The sequence below is a fragment of the Bacillus sp. ok061 genome, assembly GCF_900108285.1.
GTDB classification, from domain to species: Bacteria; Bacillota; Bacilli; order Bacillales; family Bacillaceae_G; genus Bacillus_A; species Bacillus_A thuringiensis_S.
This window is the reverse complement of the sequence record NZ_FNUW01000017.1, coordinates 33,249-48,629: the sequence shown is the minus strand read 5'-3', so window position 1 is coordinate 48,629 and position 15,381 is coordinate 33,249. Positions and strand designations below refer to the sequence as shown.

The window sequence follows — 15,381 nt, the reverse complement described above, 5'->3', positions numbered from 1 at the left end:
TGAGTCTTTGTCATTATATCGACATTGGAAACCCCTTCGTAAGTGAACATTTTGTGAACAAATTTAAAGCGTTTTCATTTTTCCTTTCTACTCAAATTCTCACTTTTACTTATAGAGGTTATATATATCGCAATGTTGAATTACTAAATTTAACATTGCATTACACTATTACTAGGAGGATAACCATGAATGAAGCAGAATTTTACGCATATCACATCGTAACAAGGAAAAAATGCATATCGGACAAATCATTCCTTTTAACAAAAATCAACACAATACTCTATATCACTTCTTTTTTGAAAGAGAACAATTAAATGCTAGTGGTGAAGATGGCATACAAATTTTAAATAAACACTATAAAAATGACGAATTACATATAAATAATGAAAATACTAAAGTAGTTATGAGTTATATGGATCAAACAATTAGAGCAGTTAGAGAAACAATTGTAGAAATGGTTAGACTACAAGAATTCCCTGAATACCCTTCCAGATTATCTTGCTTATATGCTGCTAAAAGCTATGAGGATGCTTTGAAATGGAGAGCGCTATTTGATTCTTACAATCGAGAAGTTTTACAGATTGTTAAACTACGAGTGATCGGAAGTTCTTTTGAAGGTGACGGGAATCTTTTACCGAAAGAAGATGGAATTCCTTTTTCTCAAAAAATCGAACAAGCTAGAGAGTATTGGAAAGGAAATATTAGAAATGAGCTTCCTGAGCTACTGATTAATGGAGAAATTGAAGTGGTAGAAATTATTGATGACTTTTCCTCAATTCATATTTAATTTCTAACTAAATCATATAGGATGGAGATTACAATGAAGAAAAAAGTGTACTTCAATCATGATGGCGGTGTAGATGATTTAATTTCATTATTTTTATTACTTCAAATGGAAAACATTGAACTTACGGGGGTATCTGTTATCCCAGCAGACTGCTATTTAGAACCCGCAATGTCTGCCAGTCGTAAAATTATCGATCGCTTCGGCAAAGGTAATATTGCCGTAGCCGCTTCAAACTCTCGCGGGCAAAACCCGTTTCCGAAAGACTGGCGGATGCATGCATTTTATGTAGATGCTTTACCAATTTTAAATGAGTCTGGAAAAGTTGTAACACCCGTGACGGCAAAACCTGCGCATCATCATTTAATAGAAACGCTTCTACAAACGGAAGAAAAAACAACTTTATTATTTACTGGGCCCCTAACTGACCTTGCTCGTGCATTATATGAAGCTCCCATAATCGAAGATCAAATTGAACGCCTTGTTTGGATGGGTGGTACATTTCTTAAAGCTGGCAATGTACATGAACCAGAGCATGATGGAACAGCTGAGTGGAATTCGTTTTGGGACCCTGAAGCAGTGGCTCGTGTATGGGATGCAAAAATTAAAATCGACTTAGTGACACTAGAAAGTACAAACCAAGTTCCGTTAACTATAAACATACGTGAACAATGGGCAAAAGAACGAAAGTATATTGGTATGGATTTCCTTGGTCAATGCTATGCAATGGTTCCCCCTCTCGTTCACTTCTCAACGAACTCTACCTACTATTTATGGGATGTACTAACTACCGCGCTTGTCGGAAACACTAACCTTGCAAAAACTGAAACAATTAATAGTATTGTTCATACATACGGACCAAGCCAAGGACGTACAGAGGAAACTGCTGATGGACGACCTGTAAATGTCGTTTACGATGTAAAACACGATGTTTTCTTTGAATATATTACTAAATTAGCTAAAAAAGCTGCTACTTGAAACCTCAATAACACGAAAAAAATTTATTAAGAATGATATACTTTAATTAATATAACATGAGGTGATAAGATGGATTATGAGTTACTAAAAGAACGAATAGAAATTATAACTTCTAGAATTAAATACATAGGTGGTGAAGTTCAAGAAGTTTGTATAGATGAACCATCTTCCCTTGAACAAATAATCCAAGTAGAAGAAAAACTGGATATTAAACTACCAAATAGCTTCAAAAAAGTACTTTTAGAGTTCTCAGGAAATTTTAGCTTACGCTGGTTTTTACCTGACGATGTAGAGCTACCAAATGAATTTACTGATATTTTTTGCGGAACACCCCACTGGAGTTTAGAAAGTCTTTCTAAATTCGAAAAAGAACGTAAAGACTTGGTTGACGAGTTTTTTTCAAATCTAGATGATGAATATGATGTAGTTTGGCACAACAAATTAGCATTTTGTGAAGTGGGAAATGGAGATTATTTAGCATTTGATATGAAAGATGATATAGATGCTCCAATAATTTACCTAAGCCACGACGATGGAGAAGGACATGGGTATAAGATTGCGAATAATTTCATTGAATTCATTGAGAATTGGTCAAGAGTAGCTTTTGTAGGATGCGAAGATTGGCAGTGGTTACCTTTCACTACCAGTTTTGAAAGTGGTATAAATCCAGATGATGAACCAGCCAAAAAATTTAGAAATTGCTTGGGACTTAATATTTAAAAGAGTATTGAATTAAATTTCAATACTCTTTTTGTGCAATTTAATTATATTTGATTAATGTAGTGTCTTACAGATTATTCATTTCATAACCATTGACAAAATACGTTATTGTTTCTAACTTATCTTCATTTAATTCTCTATCTAGTTCTTGTTTGTACGCTGCCTTTATCTTCTCTTCATCGCCCTTATGAGCTTCTGTATAAGTTCCTACTGCTTTTAACATGCGAATCTCTTGTAAAAACTCCTCTCGATTTATCGCTTCCCCATGAGAAAGAATATATGTCTCAGCATCAAATTTCTCTAATTCATCTATCAATTTAAACGTTCTTTTCGTCGTATAGTTCCACTTTGAAGAAAAAATATCTGCATATATACAATCTCCTACAAACAATATCTTTTCTTCTTTTATGTACATAACAACTGAATCATGCGCATGATCTCCGCCCACATGTTTTAACACGCATGTCACTTCACCAAGGTCTAATTCCATTTGATCCTGGAACGTTAAGGTTGGAGGAATAATGTTAATATTTCTCGCTTTTTCTTCAAACTCTTTCTTGATACAATCCGCACAAAATGCAATTTCAGTACCCTCTTTTACGCGTGCGTCCAACGCTTCATCTGTCCATTCATAAGATACTATTGCCTGCATTTCTTTTTTCGTTTCAGCGTGCGAAATAGTTAATGCATTCTGTAATACAGATAATCCAAAAATATGATCCCAATGCCAATGCGTTAATGCTACAAAATCAGGATTCGATATATTTTGTTCTTTTAACATTTCTAAAAATAATTGTGCATGTTCTTCTGAATTTCCTGCATCAATCATTAACGTTTTTTCTTGTCCAACGACCATTCCTAATATAGGCCTATCTGTTTCAGAAACAGGTGTCATATACCAAAATGAGTTTCCTATTTTTTTAATTTGTTGCATAACCAATTCCCCTTTTCATTTTCTCACTTAAAATTAATATATAAATTATAACGAATCACTACTTTTTTCTCTATAATCAAACACAATTACTTGGACTAATCTAACTTTCCTTTTCGTAAGCTAAAAATAAGGGAATAGAATCGGAGTGTGATACTATGGAACGTTTATGGATTCCAATGATTGTAACATTTTTTTCGTTCGGTGGATTACTATTAGGAGGTGCTGTTGGAGTAGCAACACGCCAACTTATTGAAGAAAAGATGCATCGTTTATACGCATTATGTGGTGGTATTTTACTTGGGCTTTTATCCCTTGAAATTATTCCTGAAACATTTTCAAGCTACGAAATGGTTGGGCCTATACTTGGTATAGCTATCGGTATTTTAGTTATGAGCTTATTAGATAACTATTGTCACCATCCAATGATACATAAAAAAGATCAACAAGCATGGCAAACCTTCCTTTTTCTCTCTTTCGCTATATTTATTCATAATATACCTAGTGGATTTGCGTTAGGTACAGCTTTTATAAATCATAATGACTCTGCCATTCCCTTTTTAATAGCAATCGTCGTTCACCATATTCCAGAAGGATTAGCTTTAATTATTCCATTTCTTTTTACAAAACATAAATATATTTCCTTTTTATTAACGACTTTATTACTTTCTCTTATTCTCGGTACTGGCACAGTTTTTGGCATTTTGATGGAAGGAAAAGCTCTTCACCTGCAAGGCCTCATTATGGGAAGTGCTATTGGTTCACTTGGATATGTCACAATTCATGAAATGCTTTGGAAAGCTAAGAAACAGCTCTCTTTCCTTACATTTCTAATGTGGGCAACTAGTGGTTTTTTACTAATAACAGTGTTCACTTTATTCGCTGGTCATCATTAAAGTTGCTAAAGTGAAACTTTTGTTCCTCCCACACTGATTCTTGGATTACAAATAACTAGATAAATTTCTTACTTGTATATTTTTCCTTTTTATTCAAAACATAATGTTATCTACCTATTATAAGGAGGAACAATTATGTTTGGGAAAACAGCAGGTGAAGCATTAGTTGATTTATTAATTGATTGGGGAGTAGAGCACATATACGGTATGCCTGGAGATTCCATTAATTCTATCATTGAAGCTTTAAGAAAAAAACAAGATAAAATTAAATTCATTCAAGTTCGCCATGAAGAAGCTGGTGCATTAGCAGCGGCTGCCTATGCGAAATTAACAGGAAAACTTGGCGTTTGTATGGCAATTGCAGGGCCTGGTGCTATTCATTTATTAAATGGTTTATATGATGCGAAACTCGATAAAGCCCCTGTTCTAGCAATTTCAGGTCAAGTAGAAACCGATTTACTTGGAACGGACTTTTTCCAAGAAGTAAATTTAGAAAGAATGTTTGATGATGTTGCGGTTTATAACCAGCGTATTATGTCAGCAGAGCAACTACCTGCCGTAGTGAATCAAGCAATTCGAATGGCTTATACGAAAAAAGGTGTATCCGTTCTTACTATTCCAGATGATGTCCCAAAATTCGAAGTGAAAAATGGTGCCCGTGTTACAAATACTTCTTTTACTTTGCCTGAGTTGTTTCCACAAAAAGAAGATTTAGATGCAGCGAAACTCGCAATAAATGAAGCGAAAAAGCCTGTGATTTTAGCTGGAAAAGGAACAAAACATGCGAGAGAATCTTTACTTGCATTGGCAGAACATATTGGTGCTCCAATCGTACTTACATTACCAGCTAAAGGAATTATTCCTGATGAACACCCTCTTTGTATTGGTGGATTAGGATTAATTGGAACGAAACCTTCTTATGAAGCAATGAAGCATGCAGATACTTTAATTATGGTCGGTACTTCTTATCCGTTCACCGGCTTCTTACCTGAAAAAGCAAAAACAATTCATATCGATACAGATCCTGCCCAAATTGGGAAACGTTATGCGACAGATATTGGTTTAGCTGGTGATGCTGATAAAACATTACGATGGTTAATTGAAAATGTTGAAGAACACACAGACCATTCCTTCTTAGAACATCACCAAGAAATGATGAAAAAGTGGGAAGAAAAATTACACGATCAAGAAGAAGACTCTTCCATTCCAATTAAACCACAACGCGTTATGCATGCTCTGCAGCAAGTAGCACATGATGACGCAATTCTATCAGTCGATGTCGGAAATGTAACAGTATGGACCGCAAGACACTTCCGTATGACAAACCAGCAATTTGTCATTTCTAGCTGGCTCGCAACACTTGGCTGCGGTTTACCTGGTGCACTTGCTGGAAAAATTGCTTTCCCGGATAAACAAGTATTTGCAGTTTGTGGTGATGGTGGATTTGGAATGACGATGAATGACTTCGTAACAGCTGTAAAATATAAATTACCAATCGTTGTCGTCGTATTAAACAATAATAAAATTGCGATGATTAAATTTGAACAAGAAGTTATGGGTAATATCGAATTCGAAACAGACTTAACGAACCCAGATTTCGCAAAATATGCAGAGGCGTGTGGAGGTATTGGATACCGTGTTGAGAATTTAGATGAACTCCTTCCCGCTTTCGAAAATGCAGTAAAACAAAATAAACCGTGTATTATTGATGTAGTTGTAGATGCTAACGAAGCACCAATGCCAGCAAAAATCACATTTGGTCAAGCCGCTGGTTATACGAAGCATATGATAAAAGAATTATTTGAAGAAGGTAAGATTGATTTACCTCCACTTTAAACGAAAAAAGATAGCTGAAAATAATTTGTCTTCAGCTATCTTTCTTTATTTTTGTATCTCTCTATAAAAAGAAAAGTCATTCATAGTTGGTTGTACTTGTTTCTCTACTTGCAATTCTCTACTTTCCCGCTCTGGCCTTCTCACATTTCCTAGCTTAATCGCATCTTGCATGCTATTACTAATTAGATTTCCAGCTAAAATTGTCATACTATAAAAAGCAATCGGTATAAGTACAATCCATGTATGAGTAGTTAAATGACGGAAGTTTTGACCAATTAGGCCGGTCCATTCTTTTGTCACACTATCTGCCTCTGTACCAAAGATAATTGTTCCACCAAAAAATAACTCTAACAAGCCAAGATGCAAGAGAAGTAATAAAGTACTCACAAATTGTTGAGCAACAAGTAAAAAAAATGATGGTAATACGTGTGGCCATACGTGATTTTTCACTCTATGCCATTTACTGCCCCCAAGCACAGTTGCTGCCATCATAAATTCTTCTCTTTTTATCCGACGGACTTCCTGCGCTGTATATAACATAATTGTTGGTACCGCTAAACATGTAAGGATAACCATTTGAAATATTACCCTTAAATGAAACGGTTCTGGTACTGTCCCATTTTCAAACACTAAAACTTCCTTTAACACAAAAAAAGAAATCATAACCATAGGTACAATGCTGAACGGATCAAAAAAAGATGCTATAACTGGAAAAGAACGTTTGCTATACATACCAAGAAGCAAACCAATACCTCCTCCAACTATAACTCGTAGAATCGCTATAATTACGCTCGCACCAACTGTCCATTTCGCTCCTTCTATTATTAGCTGGAAAAGATCGCGTCCTTTCTCATCACTACCGAACCAAAATTTATTCGACGGTGAAAACGGAGCAGCCTCTAGTTCTCCTTTTTCGTTATACATCATCGTAAGTTCACGGATATTCCCATCGAAAAATAAAGTATTTCCAATACTAACAATCATAAGTACGCTTAAAAAAGTAACACCAAACCAAAATCTCACATCTCTTTTTACAACTTGCCACATGCTAAACACGCTCCTTTATTACATTTTGTAAAAACGTATGTAATAAACGAAATAGTATAAAAAGCGGTACGTATAATATAATTAAACTTACTGTAAATATTTCTAATTTCGAATTTTCTTTTACAAAAACAAACATACCGTACGTATTAAATATCCATTCAATAATATATAAATTTGATAACATAAATAAAATATTTGTTTTTGCATAATAGATTGTTGTTAACAAAACATTTCTTGAAATGTGATTTGTTAAAATATGTCGTAAACTAAGCCCTTTACTTTTAGCAAATATACTATAATCTTTCTCTAATTCTTCTCTGAAACGTAACAGTAGTAGCTTAATAAATAATAGTGTTGTAGGCAAAGTTAGACATATTATTGGCAATAGGCGAGCCCTTTCCTCCCCAATCCCCGCCAGTTTCACTGGCATAAAGCCTGTCTTTTGAAAGATTATTACGACTAGAAGTTGCGATAATAAAATTATTAAAATATCTGGGATGCTTTCAAGTACGACAAAAATCCCATTCCACATTCGTTGCTTTGATTGAGACCGTTGTAATACCCACACAACGAGAACATACGCAATAAGTAATGACAGTAAAAATGTCGAAATAAATACAAACATTGTCTCTAAATAATGAATCCATATTTGCGGAAATAATTTCCTCGAATCTCGAAATCCATATGTAATTTCCCAAGGTTGGAGTAACTTTCCTCCAATAAACACAATCGTGTTCCAAAAACCAATTAAATCAATTTGCAATCCCTTAAATAATCGAGGGAGCGCACCTAAACAGATTATACATAGAATTGCAGCTAATAATTGTAAACAAGTAATCCCACACCACTTAGCAGTTCGCATCAACATACCTATTACCCCTTTATACAAGAAGGAATATTCAGAAAAATAATTCTCTTCAACCACACCTTGAATTCGCTTTTTCCCACTTGGTAAAATAGCTGGGTATAAACACGTAACAAAAAATAATCAACCAAATACGATAAATCCCAAAAGTAATTTTTTTAAATTTTCATTTTGGGATATACCTAATCCCTTCTTTAAACTCCGTTATTAACATCTTCAAATTAACTTCTTTCCATTTTGTTCTACCATTTGGTAAACGAACTTTTTCTGGAATGAAGATCGTTTGAATCAAAATACCACTCATAATAAAAGTGAGTGTATTTACTAAAATGCTCCCGTAAATTCCAAAAGTCCAGTACACTATCGTTGCAATTCCTACACCAAACAAAGCATACAAACCATTTTCCATTTGATTAATACCCGCTGCTGCACCATATTGGTCTGATTCAACTACTCCCTGTATCATCGATTGTTCTGATGGAGAGAAAAATTGTATACATGCATTTTCCAAAAATAAAAATATAAAGACAAGTAAAATCATCCCGTAATAAAGCGAAATTAGGATTCCAATATTACAGAGAGAACAACATATGTTACTTGCCATGCAAATACGTTGTCTATCAAATCGATCCACTACTGTCCCTACTAATAGAAAAAAGATTAATGCAGGTAATGCAATCATAATTTGTGTCATCGTTGCGTAAACTGGTTGTTTTCCGTATTGATCTAACAAGTAAAACATTAAAGACATTCCAGCAATCATAGAACCGAGTCGCTCTAAAATATTTGCTAGAAAAAACGTGCATACACTTTGTTGCGAAATAACTGTAGCATTTCTTTCATAATTCGTATCCTTTCTCTCGACAAAACAGTATTACTTTAGTCATTTCTTGGAAGTTACATTGTATTTTTCGACCATTATCCAATCTTTTCCTTCTTTATAAAAAACATAAAAAAGAGCCCCTACTTTCAACACAAGGACTCTTTTCATAAACTATTTAGCTACCTCTTCTTTCGGCATTACCATACCTTTATAAAGTTGAACAGTTATCCAGTAATACATGAAATAAATGACTAAGAAGATCCCTATCGGCACCCATACTTTTACAAACGGGTCAACTAATATAAAGCTGAATAAGTTAAGCCCTACTAATACGTGGGAAATGCCAATGATCGCTGGGAAGATAAATAAATATGAAATTTCTTTATATATACTTTTCGTTAACATACTGCGTCTCACACCGATTTTTCGTAACATTTCATAACGGCGTACGTCGCGAGAAGCACCTGTTAATATTTTGAACATAAGGGAACTTGCCATCATTGCTAAAAAGGCAATTCCGAGGAAAAATCCCATAAACATTGTTCCGCTCATGAAGCTGTTCATAAACTGATAAATTGTCATTTTCGTAAATAAGTCTACTTTTGCACCTGTTGCTTTTTCAATTTGTTCTTTTTGTCTCTTGTCTATTTCGATTAATAACGGTTTATATTTTTTCATATCATCTACTTTTGCTAATGTTACAGTGTGTTCTGTTCCTTGAATCCCTTTATAATGCTCCTCATCTGCAATTCTTACCGGTTTTCCGTTAAATTGATTATGTGTAATTTGTATTTCTCTTACAACTGCATCTTCCCAATCTTTTGGCATGGGAGGAAACTTATTCGCTGCTTCGGGAGCTTCCAAAGCAGAATAGACAGGTTCAGTTAAAGGCTCAGTCACACGTTTACGAACAGGCTCTTTTAACGTTTTTGTATCAAAATGGTCTGAAACAAGTGGTGGTTTCGCAGTTAAGTCGTTACGTAAATAATAAACCGCTTCTCCATCTACTTTATATTTGTACTTGCTTTCTTCAACAATTTCCATTTCTTTTAAAGCTGCTTTATCTTGATCATTCGGATCATGAATTACGACATCATATACACGAGAAAAGTCTGTCATAATACCTACATTTTTTTGGAACGCCATACCTGCCGTCATCGCACCTGCGCCTAATGCAATTAACATTGCTACAGTACCTAATACTCTCGATAAACTATTTACTCGAAAGCGTAGCTGTGCATATGTAAAACTATTTAGACCAGTTTCATTTCGTTTTTTATTCCCCTTAATTTTCATCACAAAAAATGGGAGTAATGAACTAAAGATAAAATATGTTCCAAGTGTTGTAACGATGGTTGCTATAATAAAACCTAATTCAGCATATATTTTTACATTGATCATAAAATAGTACCCTGTACTTACCAGTAATACACCAAGTACTGTCATTATAATAATGCGAGTTTTACTTTTCTTCACTTCATCTAGTGTTTCATCTTCACGAATTAACTCTAGTTCAGTTTTACGTAACAATCGGACGCTGTTCATTAAGCCAGTAATGAAAAATAGTATTAAGAAGAAAATAGCTGTAACTAAAATTGCTGGTGTGTATACAGATGCGTAACTACCTTTTGCTGAAATTTCCATTCCATTCATTAAAAAGTTTCCTGCTACACTTGCAAGTAACATCCCTACTACAATACCGATAATAATACTTACAATCCCCATACCGAATGTTTCAATAAATAATAACTGTGCTACTTTTTTCTTTTTCGCACCAAGCATCATGTACATACCGAGTTCTTTTCTTCTTAACGTGAGCAAGAAAGAGTTGGCATATATAATATAAAATACAGTAATGAAAGATAATAGTATTGCACCTACCCAAAAGACGAGTCTAATACTACTAATTAGGCTATTATCTTTCGTAAATTCACTATTCATCGCCATCGTTTGGAACATGTAGAAAATACTAATACTAATAACGAGACCAATAAGTAAAACCATATAATCTTTTAACATCTTTTTCATACTATGACGTGATAATTTAAATAACATAGTTTCGCCCCCTACTTAGACTCAGCAGCTGAGCCCATATGAGCGAGCACACCTAAAATGTCTTGATAGAAATTCTCTCGAGTGCCTTGACGATTTAATTCTTTATAAAGAAGACCATCTTGAATAAATAAAATACGCTCACAATAACTTGCACTAAATGCATCGTGTGTAACCATTAAAATACTTACATTGTGATTTTCATGTAAATCTTGCATCGCTTCTAATAAACTTTTTGCGTTTTTACTATCAAGCGCTCCTGTTGGTTCATCTGCTAATACAATTGCCGGATTATGTACTAAAGCTCGTGCCGCCGCTGTTCTTTGTTTTTGACCACCAGAAACAGCCGTCGGATATTTTGTTAAAATTTCAGTGATTCCTAATTTCTTCGCAACGTCATTTACCTTTCCAGTAATCTCACTTGATGGTACGCCTTGCAAAGAAAGTGGTAAAGCTATATTTTCATAAATTGATAAGTTTTCTAGAAGATTAAAATCTTGAAAAATGAAACCTAATTTTTGAGAGCGAAAATCAGATAACGCATTGCCCTTCATAGAAGTAATATTTGTACCAGCTATCGTCACACTACCACCTGTCGCTTGATCCAATGTACTAATCACATTCAGTAAAGTTGTTTTTCCAGACCCAGAAGGTCCCATGATCCCGACAAATTCCCCTTCTTTAATACTTAATGACACACCCCTTAATGCTTTTGACTGATTCTCATTTCTTTTCCCATACGTTTTTTCTACACTTTCTACAGTAACTACATTTGTTGACATCTCTTTCACTCCATCCCTTTTGTATAAAATCAATTTCTCACATATTTCTTATCTTTTTGTCATGTAAATCCTTAATAATTTTTTAATTATTCATTCAATAAGAGTTACACCCGTAATATGAACCTATTTCCTACTTCATATTCTCATTTTTCTACAACTCGTTCCCTCGATTTCGCTTACATTTACCTTACATTTTTGTAAGATAAAAAAGAAAACACACTAATTTCTAATAGTGTGCTTTTTTACAATCAATATTTTCTATTCTTTATTTCTTCTTCAATAGTTGCCACAAATACATCTATCTCAACAACTTCTGACTTCTCTTCCGCATATTTACGTACATTTACAGCTCCGCTTTCCATTTCCTTATCCCCAATAACAAGAACATACGGTACTTTTTGCATTTGTGCTTCTCTTATTTTATATCCTAATTTTTCATCACGTGCATCCTGTTCAACACGAACTCCAGCTTGTGCTAATTTATGTGCAACCTCACTGCAATATTGTTCATGTACTGCATTTGAAACTGGAATTACTTTCACTTGAACTGGTGCCACCCATGCCGGGAACGCACCTCCAAAGTGCTCAATTAATATTGCTAAAAAGCGATCTAATGACCCTAAAACTGCCCTGTGAATAACAACTGGTCTTTTCTTATCATTATTTTCATCTATATAATTTAAATCAAATTTCTCTGGCATTTGGAAATCAAGCTGGATTGTTCCACACTGGTGACTTCTATTTAAAGCATCTTTAATATGAAAATCAATTTTCGGCCCGTAAAATGCACCGTCACCTTCATTTAGTCTATATTTATAATTTAGCGATTGTAATACATTTTCTAATGCTGCTTCTGCTTGCTCCCATAATTTATCATCACCCATTGAATCTTCTGGACGAGTAGAAAGCTCTACTTCATATTCGAATCCAAAAGTTTTATATACGTAATCAATTTGCGCCATTACGGATTTAATTTCATCTTCAATTTGTTTTGGAGTTACAAATAAATGTGCATCATCTTGGCAGAAAGTACGTACTCTTAATAATCCGTTTAACGCACCACTAAATTCATGACGATGCACTTGACCAAATTCACACATACGAATCGGTAATTCACGATAAGAATGCAATTTATTTTTAAACATAAGCATGTGCCCTGGGCAGTTCATCGGTTTTAATGCAAAACTTTTATTATCTACTTCAGAGAAATACATATTATCTTTATAATGTCCCCAGTGCCCTGATCTCTCCCATACTTCTTGGTTCATCATGAACGGAGTGCGTACTTCTTGATAATTGTACTCTTTTTGAATTCCTCTTAAAAATGCTTCCAATTCGTTTCGAATCATTTGTCCTTTCGGTAAATAAAACGGCATCCCTGGAGCCTCTTCAGAAAACATAAATAACTCAAGCTCACTTCCCAACTTACGATGATTTCTTTTTGCTGCTTCTTCAACGAAATGTAAATACTCTTCTAATTCTTTTTGAGAAGAGTATGCAACACCATATATACGCTGAAGCACTTGGTTATTACTATCACCTCGCCAATATGCACCGGAAACGTGAGTTAATTGAAATGCTTTCAAATAACCTGTAGATGGTAAATGTGGTCCTCTACATAAATCTACAAATTCACCTTGTTTATATAGTGTTACACTTTCCCCACTAGGAATCGCTTCTAAAAGTTCTAATTTCAAACTATCATCTATTTCTTGAAACAGTTTAGCTGCTTCTTCTCGAGAAACCTCAACTCGTTCTATCTTTATATTTTCATTTATAATCTTTTTCATTTCTTTTTCGATTTTTCGTAAATCTTCTACGTTTACACTACTTGGAAGATCCATATCATAATAAAATCCATTTTCAATAACAGGCCCTACTCCAAGATTTATATCACCATACAATCTTTTTACAGCTTGCGCTAAAATATGTGCCGCAGAGTGTCTTGCAATTTCTACACCTTCATTTGAATCTATAGTAATGATTTCTACTTCCGCATTTTCTTCAATATTCCCGCGTAAATCATATAACCCATCATTTACTTTCCCCGCGACTGCTTTCTTTTTCAAACTACTGCTAATGGATCCCGCAATTTCTTCTAAAGTAATTCCTTTTCCAAATTCTTTCACGCTACCATCTGGAAATTTAATTTCAATCATTTGTTCTTTCATTTTTCATCTCTCCATTTCATAATAAAAAGCACACTCATCCCTAAAATAGGGACGAGCGTGCTTATACCCGTGGTTCCACCCAGATTCCCATTGTAAACAAACAATGGCTTCTTTTACGGTAACGTCGTTTATACGGCACTAGATACTTAATTTCCCCAGTGCAGCTCTAAGGTGGTAAGTTATTTTTCTGCGTTAGGAAGTTCTCAGCTTTCCTTCCTTCTCTGTATAACCGGGTAAAATAACTCGTGTCCTTTTCTTCGCTTATTATGAAATTGAATGCAAAAAAGCATATTCATCCCTAAATATAGGGACGAATATGCTTATATCCGTGGTTCCACCCAGATTCCCATCACAAAAAACATAATGGCTTCTTTTGCGATAACGTCGCATACACGGCACTAGATACTTAATTTCCCTAGTGCAGCTCTAAGGTGGTAAGTTATTTTTCTGCGTTAGGAAGTTCTCAGCTTTCCTTCCTTCTCTGTATAACCGGGTAAAATAACTCGTGTCCTTTTCTTTGCTTTTTGTAAAACATCCATTTATTGTTATTTAATATATCTTATTCATTTTATTTTTGCAAGTGTTTAAAAAAATTATTTATTTAATTTAAAAAAGTGAAACCAAATTTTTTTGGTTTCACTTCACAATTTTACCAATCTTGTGGTTCGTAATTTAAGTCTGCAAATAGACGTCTTTTCTCTTTCTTCGTTAAATCCCTCCACTGTCCAACTGGTAAATTATTCAATTCGATATTCATAATTCTCGTACGTTTTAACGTGTATACTTGATAACCTAAAGCTTCACACATACGGCGAATTTGGCGATTTAGCCCTTGTGTTAAAATAATTTGGAACTCATATTTTGATAACTGTGTGATCTCACAAGGAAGTGTTTTTGTACCTAGAATTTTAACACCCGCTGCCATTTTCTCTAAGAAATCAGGAGTAATTGGCTTATCTACTGAAACGATATATTCTTTCTCATGTTTGTTTTCAGCACGTAAAATTTCATTAACAATATCACCATCATTCGTTAACAAAATTAAACCGTCTGAGTCTTTATCAAGACGTCCAATGTGACTAATTCGTAAAGGATGATTCACTAAATCGATAATATTACCTTTTACAGCTTTTTCACTCGTACATGTAATACCTACTGGTTTATTTAAAGCGATATATACGTGATCTCGAGCAATTCGAAGCTGCTCTCCATTTACTCGTACATCATCACCTGGGTTCACTTGGTCACCAATTTTTGCAACCTTACCGTTAATAATTACTCTTCTCTCATTAATTAGTTTATCCGCTCCACGTCGAGACGCTTTTCCAGCTTCACTAATAAATTTATTGATACGCAAATTAGGCACATCCTTTTCTAAAAAAATTTCAAGCTCACACTGCTTCTACCGTACAATACAAAAGGGTAAGCCTCCTATTATAACTTAAATATATTAACATGAAAGGGTATATAACGTCTTCTATTAATTACTTGTTTAT

Annotated in this window: 11 protein-coding genes, 2 pseudogenes and 2 other annotated features; of the genes and pseudogenes, 5 read left to right on the top strand and 8 right to left on the bottom strand. The window is 34.4% G+C overall.

The window, feature by feature from the left end:
• Window positions 1-185 precede the first annotated feature (185 nt).
• The 3 genes and pseudogenes from C4S65_RS20965 to C4S65_RS20955 all read left to right on the top strand — a co-directional run bounded on the left by C4S65_RS20965 (window position 186) and on the right by C4S65_RS20955 (window position 2,482).
• Window positions 186-787, top strand: a pseudogene (locus C4S65_RS20965) (DUF2441 domain-containing protein).
• Between the two features lie 21 nt (window positions 788-808).
• Complete coding sequence (locus C4S65_RS20960; protein WP_074644327.1) at window positions 809-1,762, top strand: nucleoside hydrolase; 954 nt, start codon at window positions 809-811, stop codon at window positions 1,760-1,762.
• Between the two features lie 69 nt (window positions 1,763-1,831).
• Window positions 1,832-2,482 (top strand): SMI1/KNR4 family protein, encoded by a 651-nt coding sequence (locus C4S65_RS20955; protein ID WP_006918611.1) that lies wholly within the window; start codon window positions 1,832-1,834, stop codon window positions 2,480-2,482.
• A gap of 67 nt (window positions 2,483-2,549) precedes the next feature.
• Here the strand turns inward: C4S65_RS20955 and C4S65_RS20950 are convergent, their stop codons facing one another.
• Window positions 2,550-3,416 carry an MBL fold metallo-hydrolase gene (locus tag C4S65_RS20950; protein ID WP_016109934.1) on the bottom strand — a complete coding sequence of 289 codons (867 nt, stop codon included), beginning with the start codon at window positions 3,414-3,416 and terminating at the stop codon, window positions 2,550-2,552.
• 155 nt (window positions 3,417-3,571) lie between these two features.
• Between C4S65_RS20950 and C4S65_RS20945 the strand changes: the two genes are divergently transcribed.
• Window positions 3,572-4,309 (top strand): ZIP family metal transporter, encoded by a 738-nt coding sequence (locus tag C4S65_RS20945; RefSeq protein WP_000440632.1) that lies wholly within the window; start codon window positions 3,572-3,574, stop codon window positions 4,307-4,309.
• Window positions 4,310-4,444: 135 nt separating this feature from the next.
• On the top strand, window positions 4,445-6,145 hold the full coding sequence (locus tag C4S65_RS20940) for a pyruvate oxidase (protein WP_098202927.1): 1,701 nt from the start codon (window positions 4,445-4,447) through the stop codon (window positions 6,143-6,145).
• A 45-nt stretch (window positions 6,146-6,190) separates the two neighbouring features.
• On the opposite strand, the gene C4S65_RS20935 is transcribed toward C4S65_RS20940, so the two are convergent.
• The 7 genes and pseudogenes from C4S65_RS20935 to rluF form a co-directional block, all read right to left on the bottom strand.
• Window positions 6,191-7,192 (bottom strand): ABC transporter permease subunit, encoded by a 1,002-nt coding sequence (locus tag C4S65_RS20935; RefSeq protein WP_061667009.1) that lies wholly within the window; start codon window positions 7,190-7,192, stop codon window positions 6,191-6,193.
• A 1-nt stretch (window position 7,193) separates the two neighbouring features.
• Complete coding sequence (locus tag C4S65_RS20930) at window positions 7,194-8,060, bottom strand: ABC transporter permease subunit (protein WP_140337727.1); 867 nt, start codon at window positions 8,058-8,060, stop codon at window positions 7,194-7,196.
• 123 nt (window positions 8,061-8,183) lie between these two features.
• A pseudogene (locus C4S65_RS20925) lies at window positions 8,184-8,900 on the bottom strand (MFS transporter); the annotation flags it as partial.
• A 151-nt stretch (window positions 8,901-9,051) separates the two neighbouring features.
• Entirely contained in the window at window positions 9,052-10,935 is a 1,884-nt protein-coding gene (locus tag C4S65_RS20920; protein ID WP_098838372.1) for an FtsX-like permease family protein, read from the bottom strand.
• 11 nt (window positions 10,936-10,946) lie between these two features.
• Window positions 10,947-11,714 carry an ABC transporter ATP-binding protein gene (locus C4S65_RS20915; protein ID WP_000106426.1) on the bottom strand — a complete coding sequence of 256 codons (768 nt, stop codon included), beginning with the start codon at window positions 11,712-11,714 and terminating at the stop codon, window positions 10,947-10,949.
• Window positions 11,715-11,962: 248 nt separating this feature from the next.
• Window positions 11,963-13,885 carry a threonine--tRNA ligase gene (gene thrS / locus C4S65_RS20910; protein WP_098013688.1) on the bottom strand — a complete coding sequence of 641 codons (1,923 nt, stop codon included), beginning with the start codon at window positions 13,883-13,885 and terminating at the stop codon, window positions 11,963-11,965.
• A gap of 44 nt (window positions 13,886-13,929) precedes the next feature.
• Window positions 13,930-14,152, bottom strand: a binding site (T-box leader).
• Window positions 14,153-14,188: 36 nt separating this feature from the next.
• Window positions 14,189-14,412: a binding site (T-box leader), on the bottom strand.
• A 122-nt stretch (window positions 14,413-14,534) separates the two neighbouring features.
• The gene (rluF, locus tag C4S65_RS20905; RefSeq protein ID WP_001222160.1) at window positions 14,535-15,242 is read right to left on the bottom strand and encodes a 23S rRNA pseudouridine(2604) synthase RluF; all 708 of its coding nucleotides are present in this window, start codon (window positions 15,240-15,242) and stop codon (window positions 14,535-14,537) included.
• Window positions 15,243-15,381: the final 139 nt, after the last annotated feature.

Coding starts and splice junctions, on each gene's coding strand:
- C4S65_RS20930 (WP_140337727.1), bottom strand. CDS start 8,060: ATGTTGATGCGAACTGCTAAGTGGTGTGGGATTACTTGTTTACAATTA.
- C4S65_RS20940 (WP_098202927.1), top strand. CDS start 4,445: ATGTTTGGGAAAACAGCAGGTGAAGCATTAGTTGATTTATTAATTGAT.
- C4S65_RS20945 (WP_000440632.1), top strand. CDS start 3,572: ATGGAACGTTTATGGATTCCAATGATTGTAACATTTTTTTCGTTCGGT.
- thrS (WP_098013688.1), bottom strand. CDS start 13,885: ATGAAAGAACAAATGATTGAAATTAAATTTCCAGATGGTAGCGTGAAA.
- C4S65_RS20960 (WP_074644327.1), top strand. CDS start 809: ATGGAGATTACAATGAAGAAAAAAGTGTACTTCAATCATGATGGCGGT.
- C4S65_RS20935 (WP_061667009.1), bottom strand. CDS start 7,192: ATGTGGCAAGTTGTAAAAAGAGATGTGAGATTTTGGTTTGGTGTTACT.
- C4S65_RS20955 (WP_006918611.1), top strand. CDS start 1,832: ATGGATTATGAGTTACTAAAAGAACGAATAGAAATTATAACTTCTAGA.
- C4S65_RS20920 (WP_098838372.1), bottom strand. CDS start 10,935: ATGTTATTTAAATTATCACGTCATAGTATGAAAAAGATGTTAAAAGAT.
- C4S65_RS20915 (WP_000106426.1), bottom strand. CDS start 11,714: ATGTCAACAAATGTAGTTACTGTAGAAAGTGTAGAAAAAACGTATGGG.
- C4S65_RS20950 (WP_016109934.1), bottom strand. CDS start 3,416: ATGCAACAAATTAAAAAAATAGGAAACTCATTTTGGTATATGACACCT.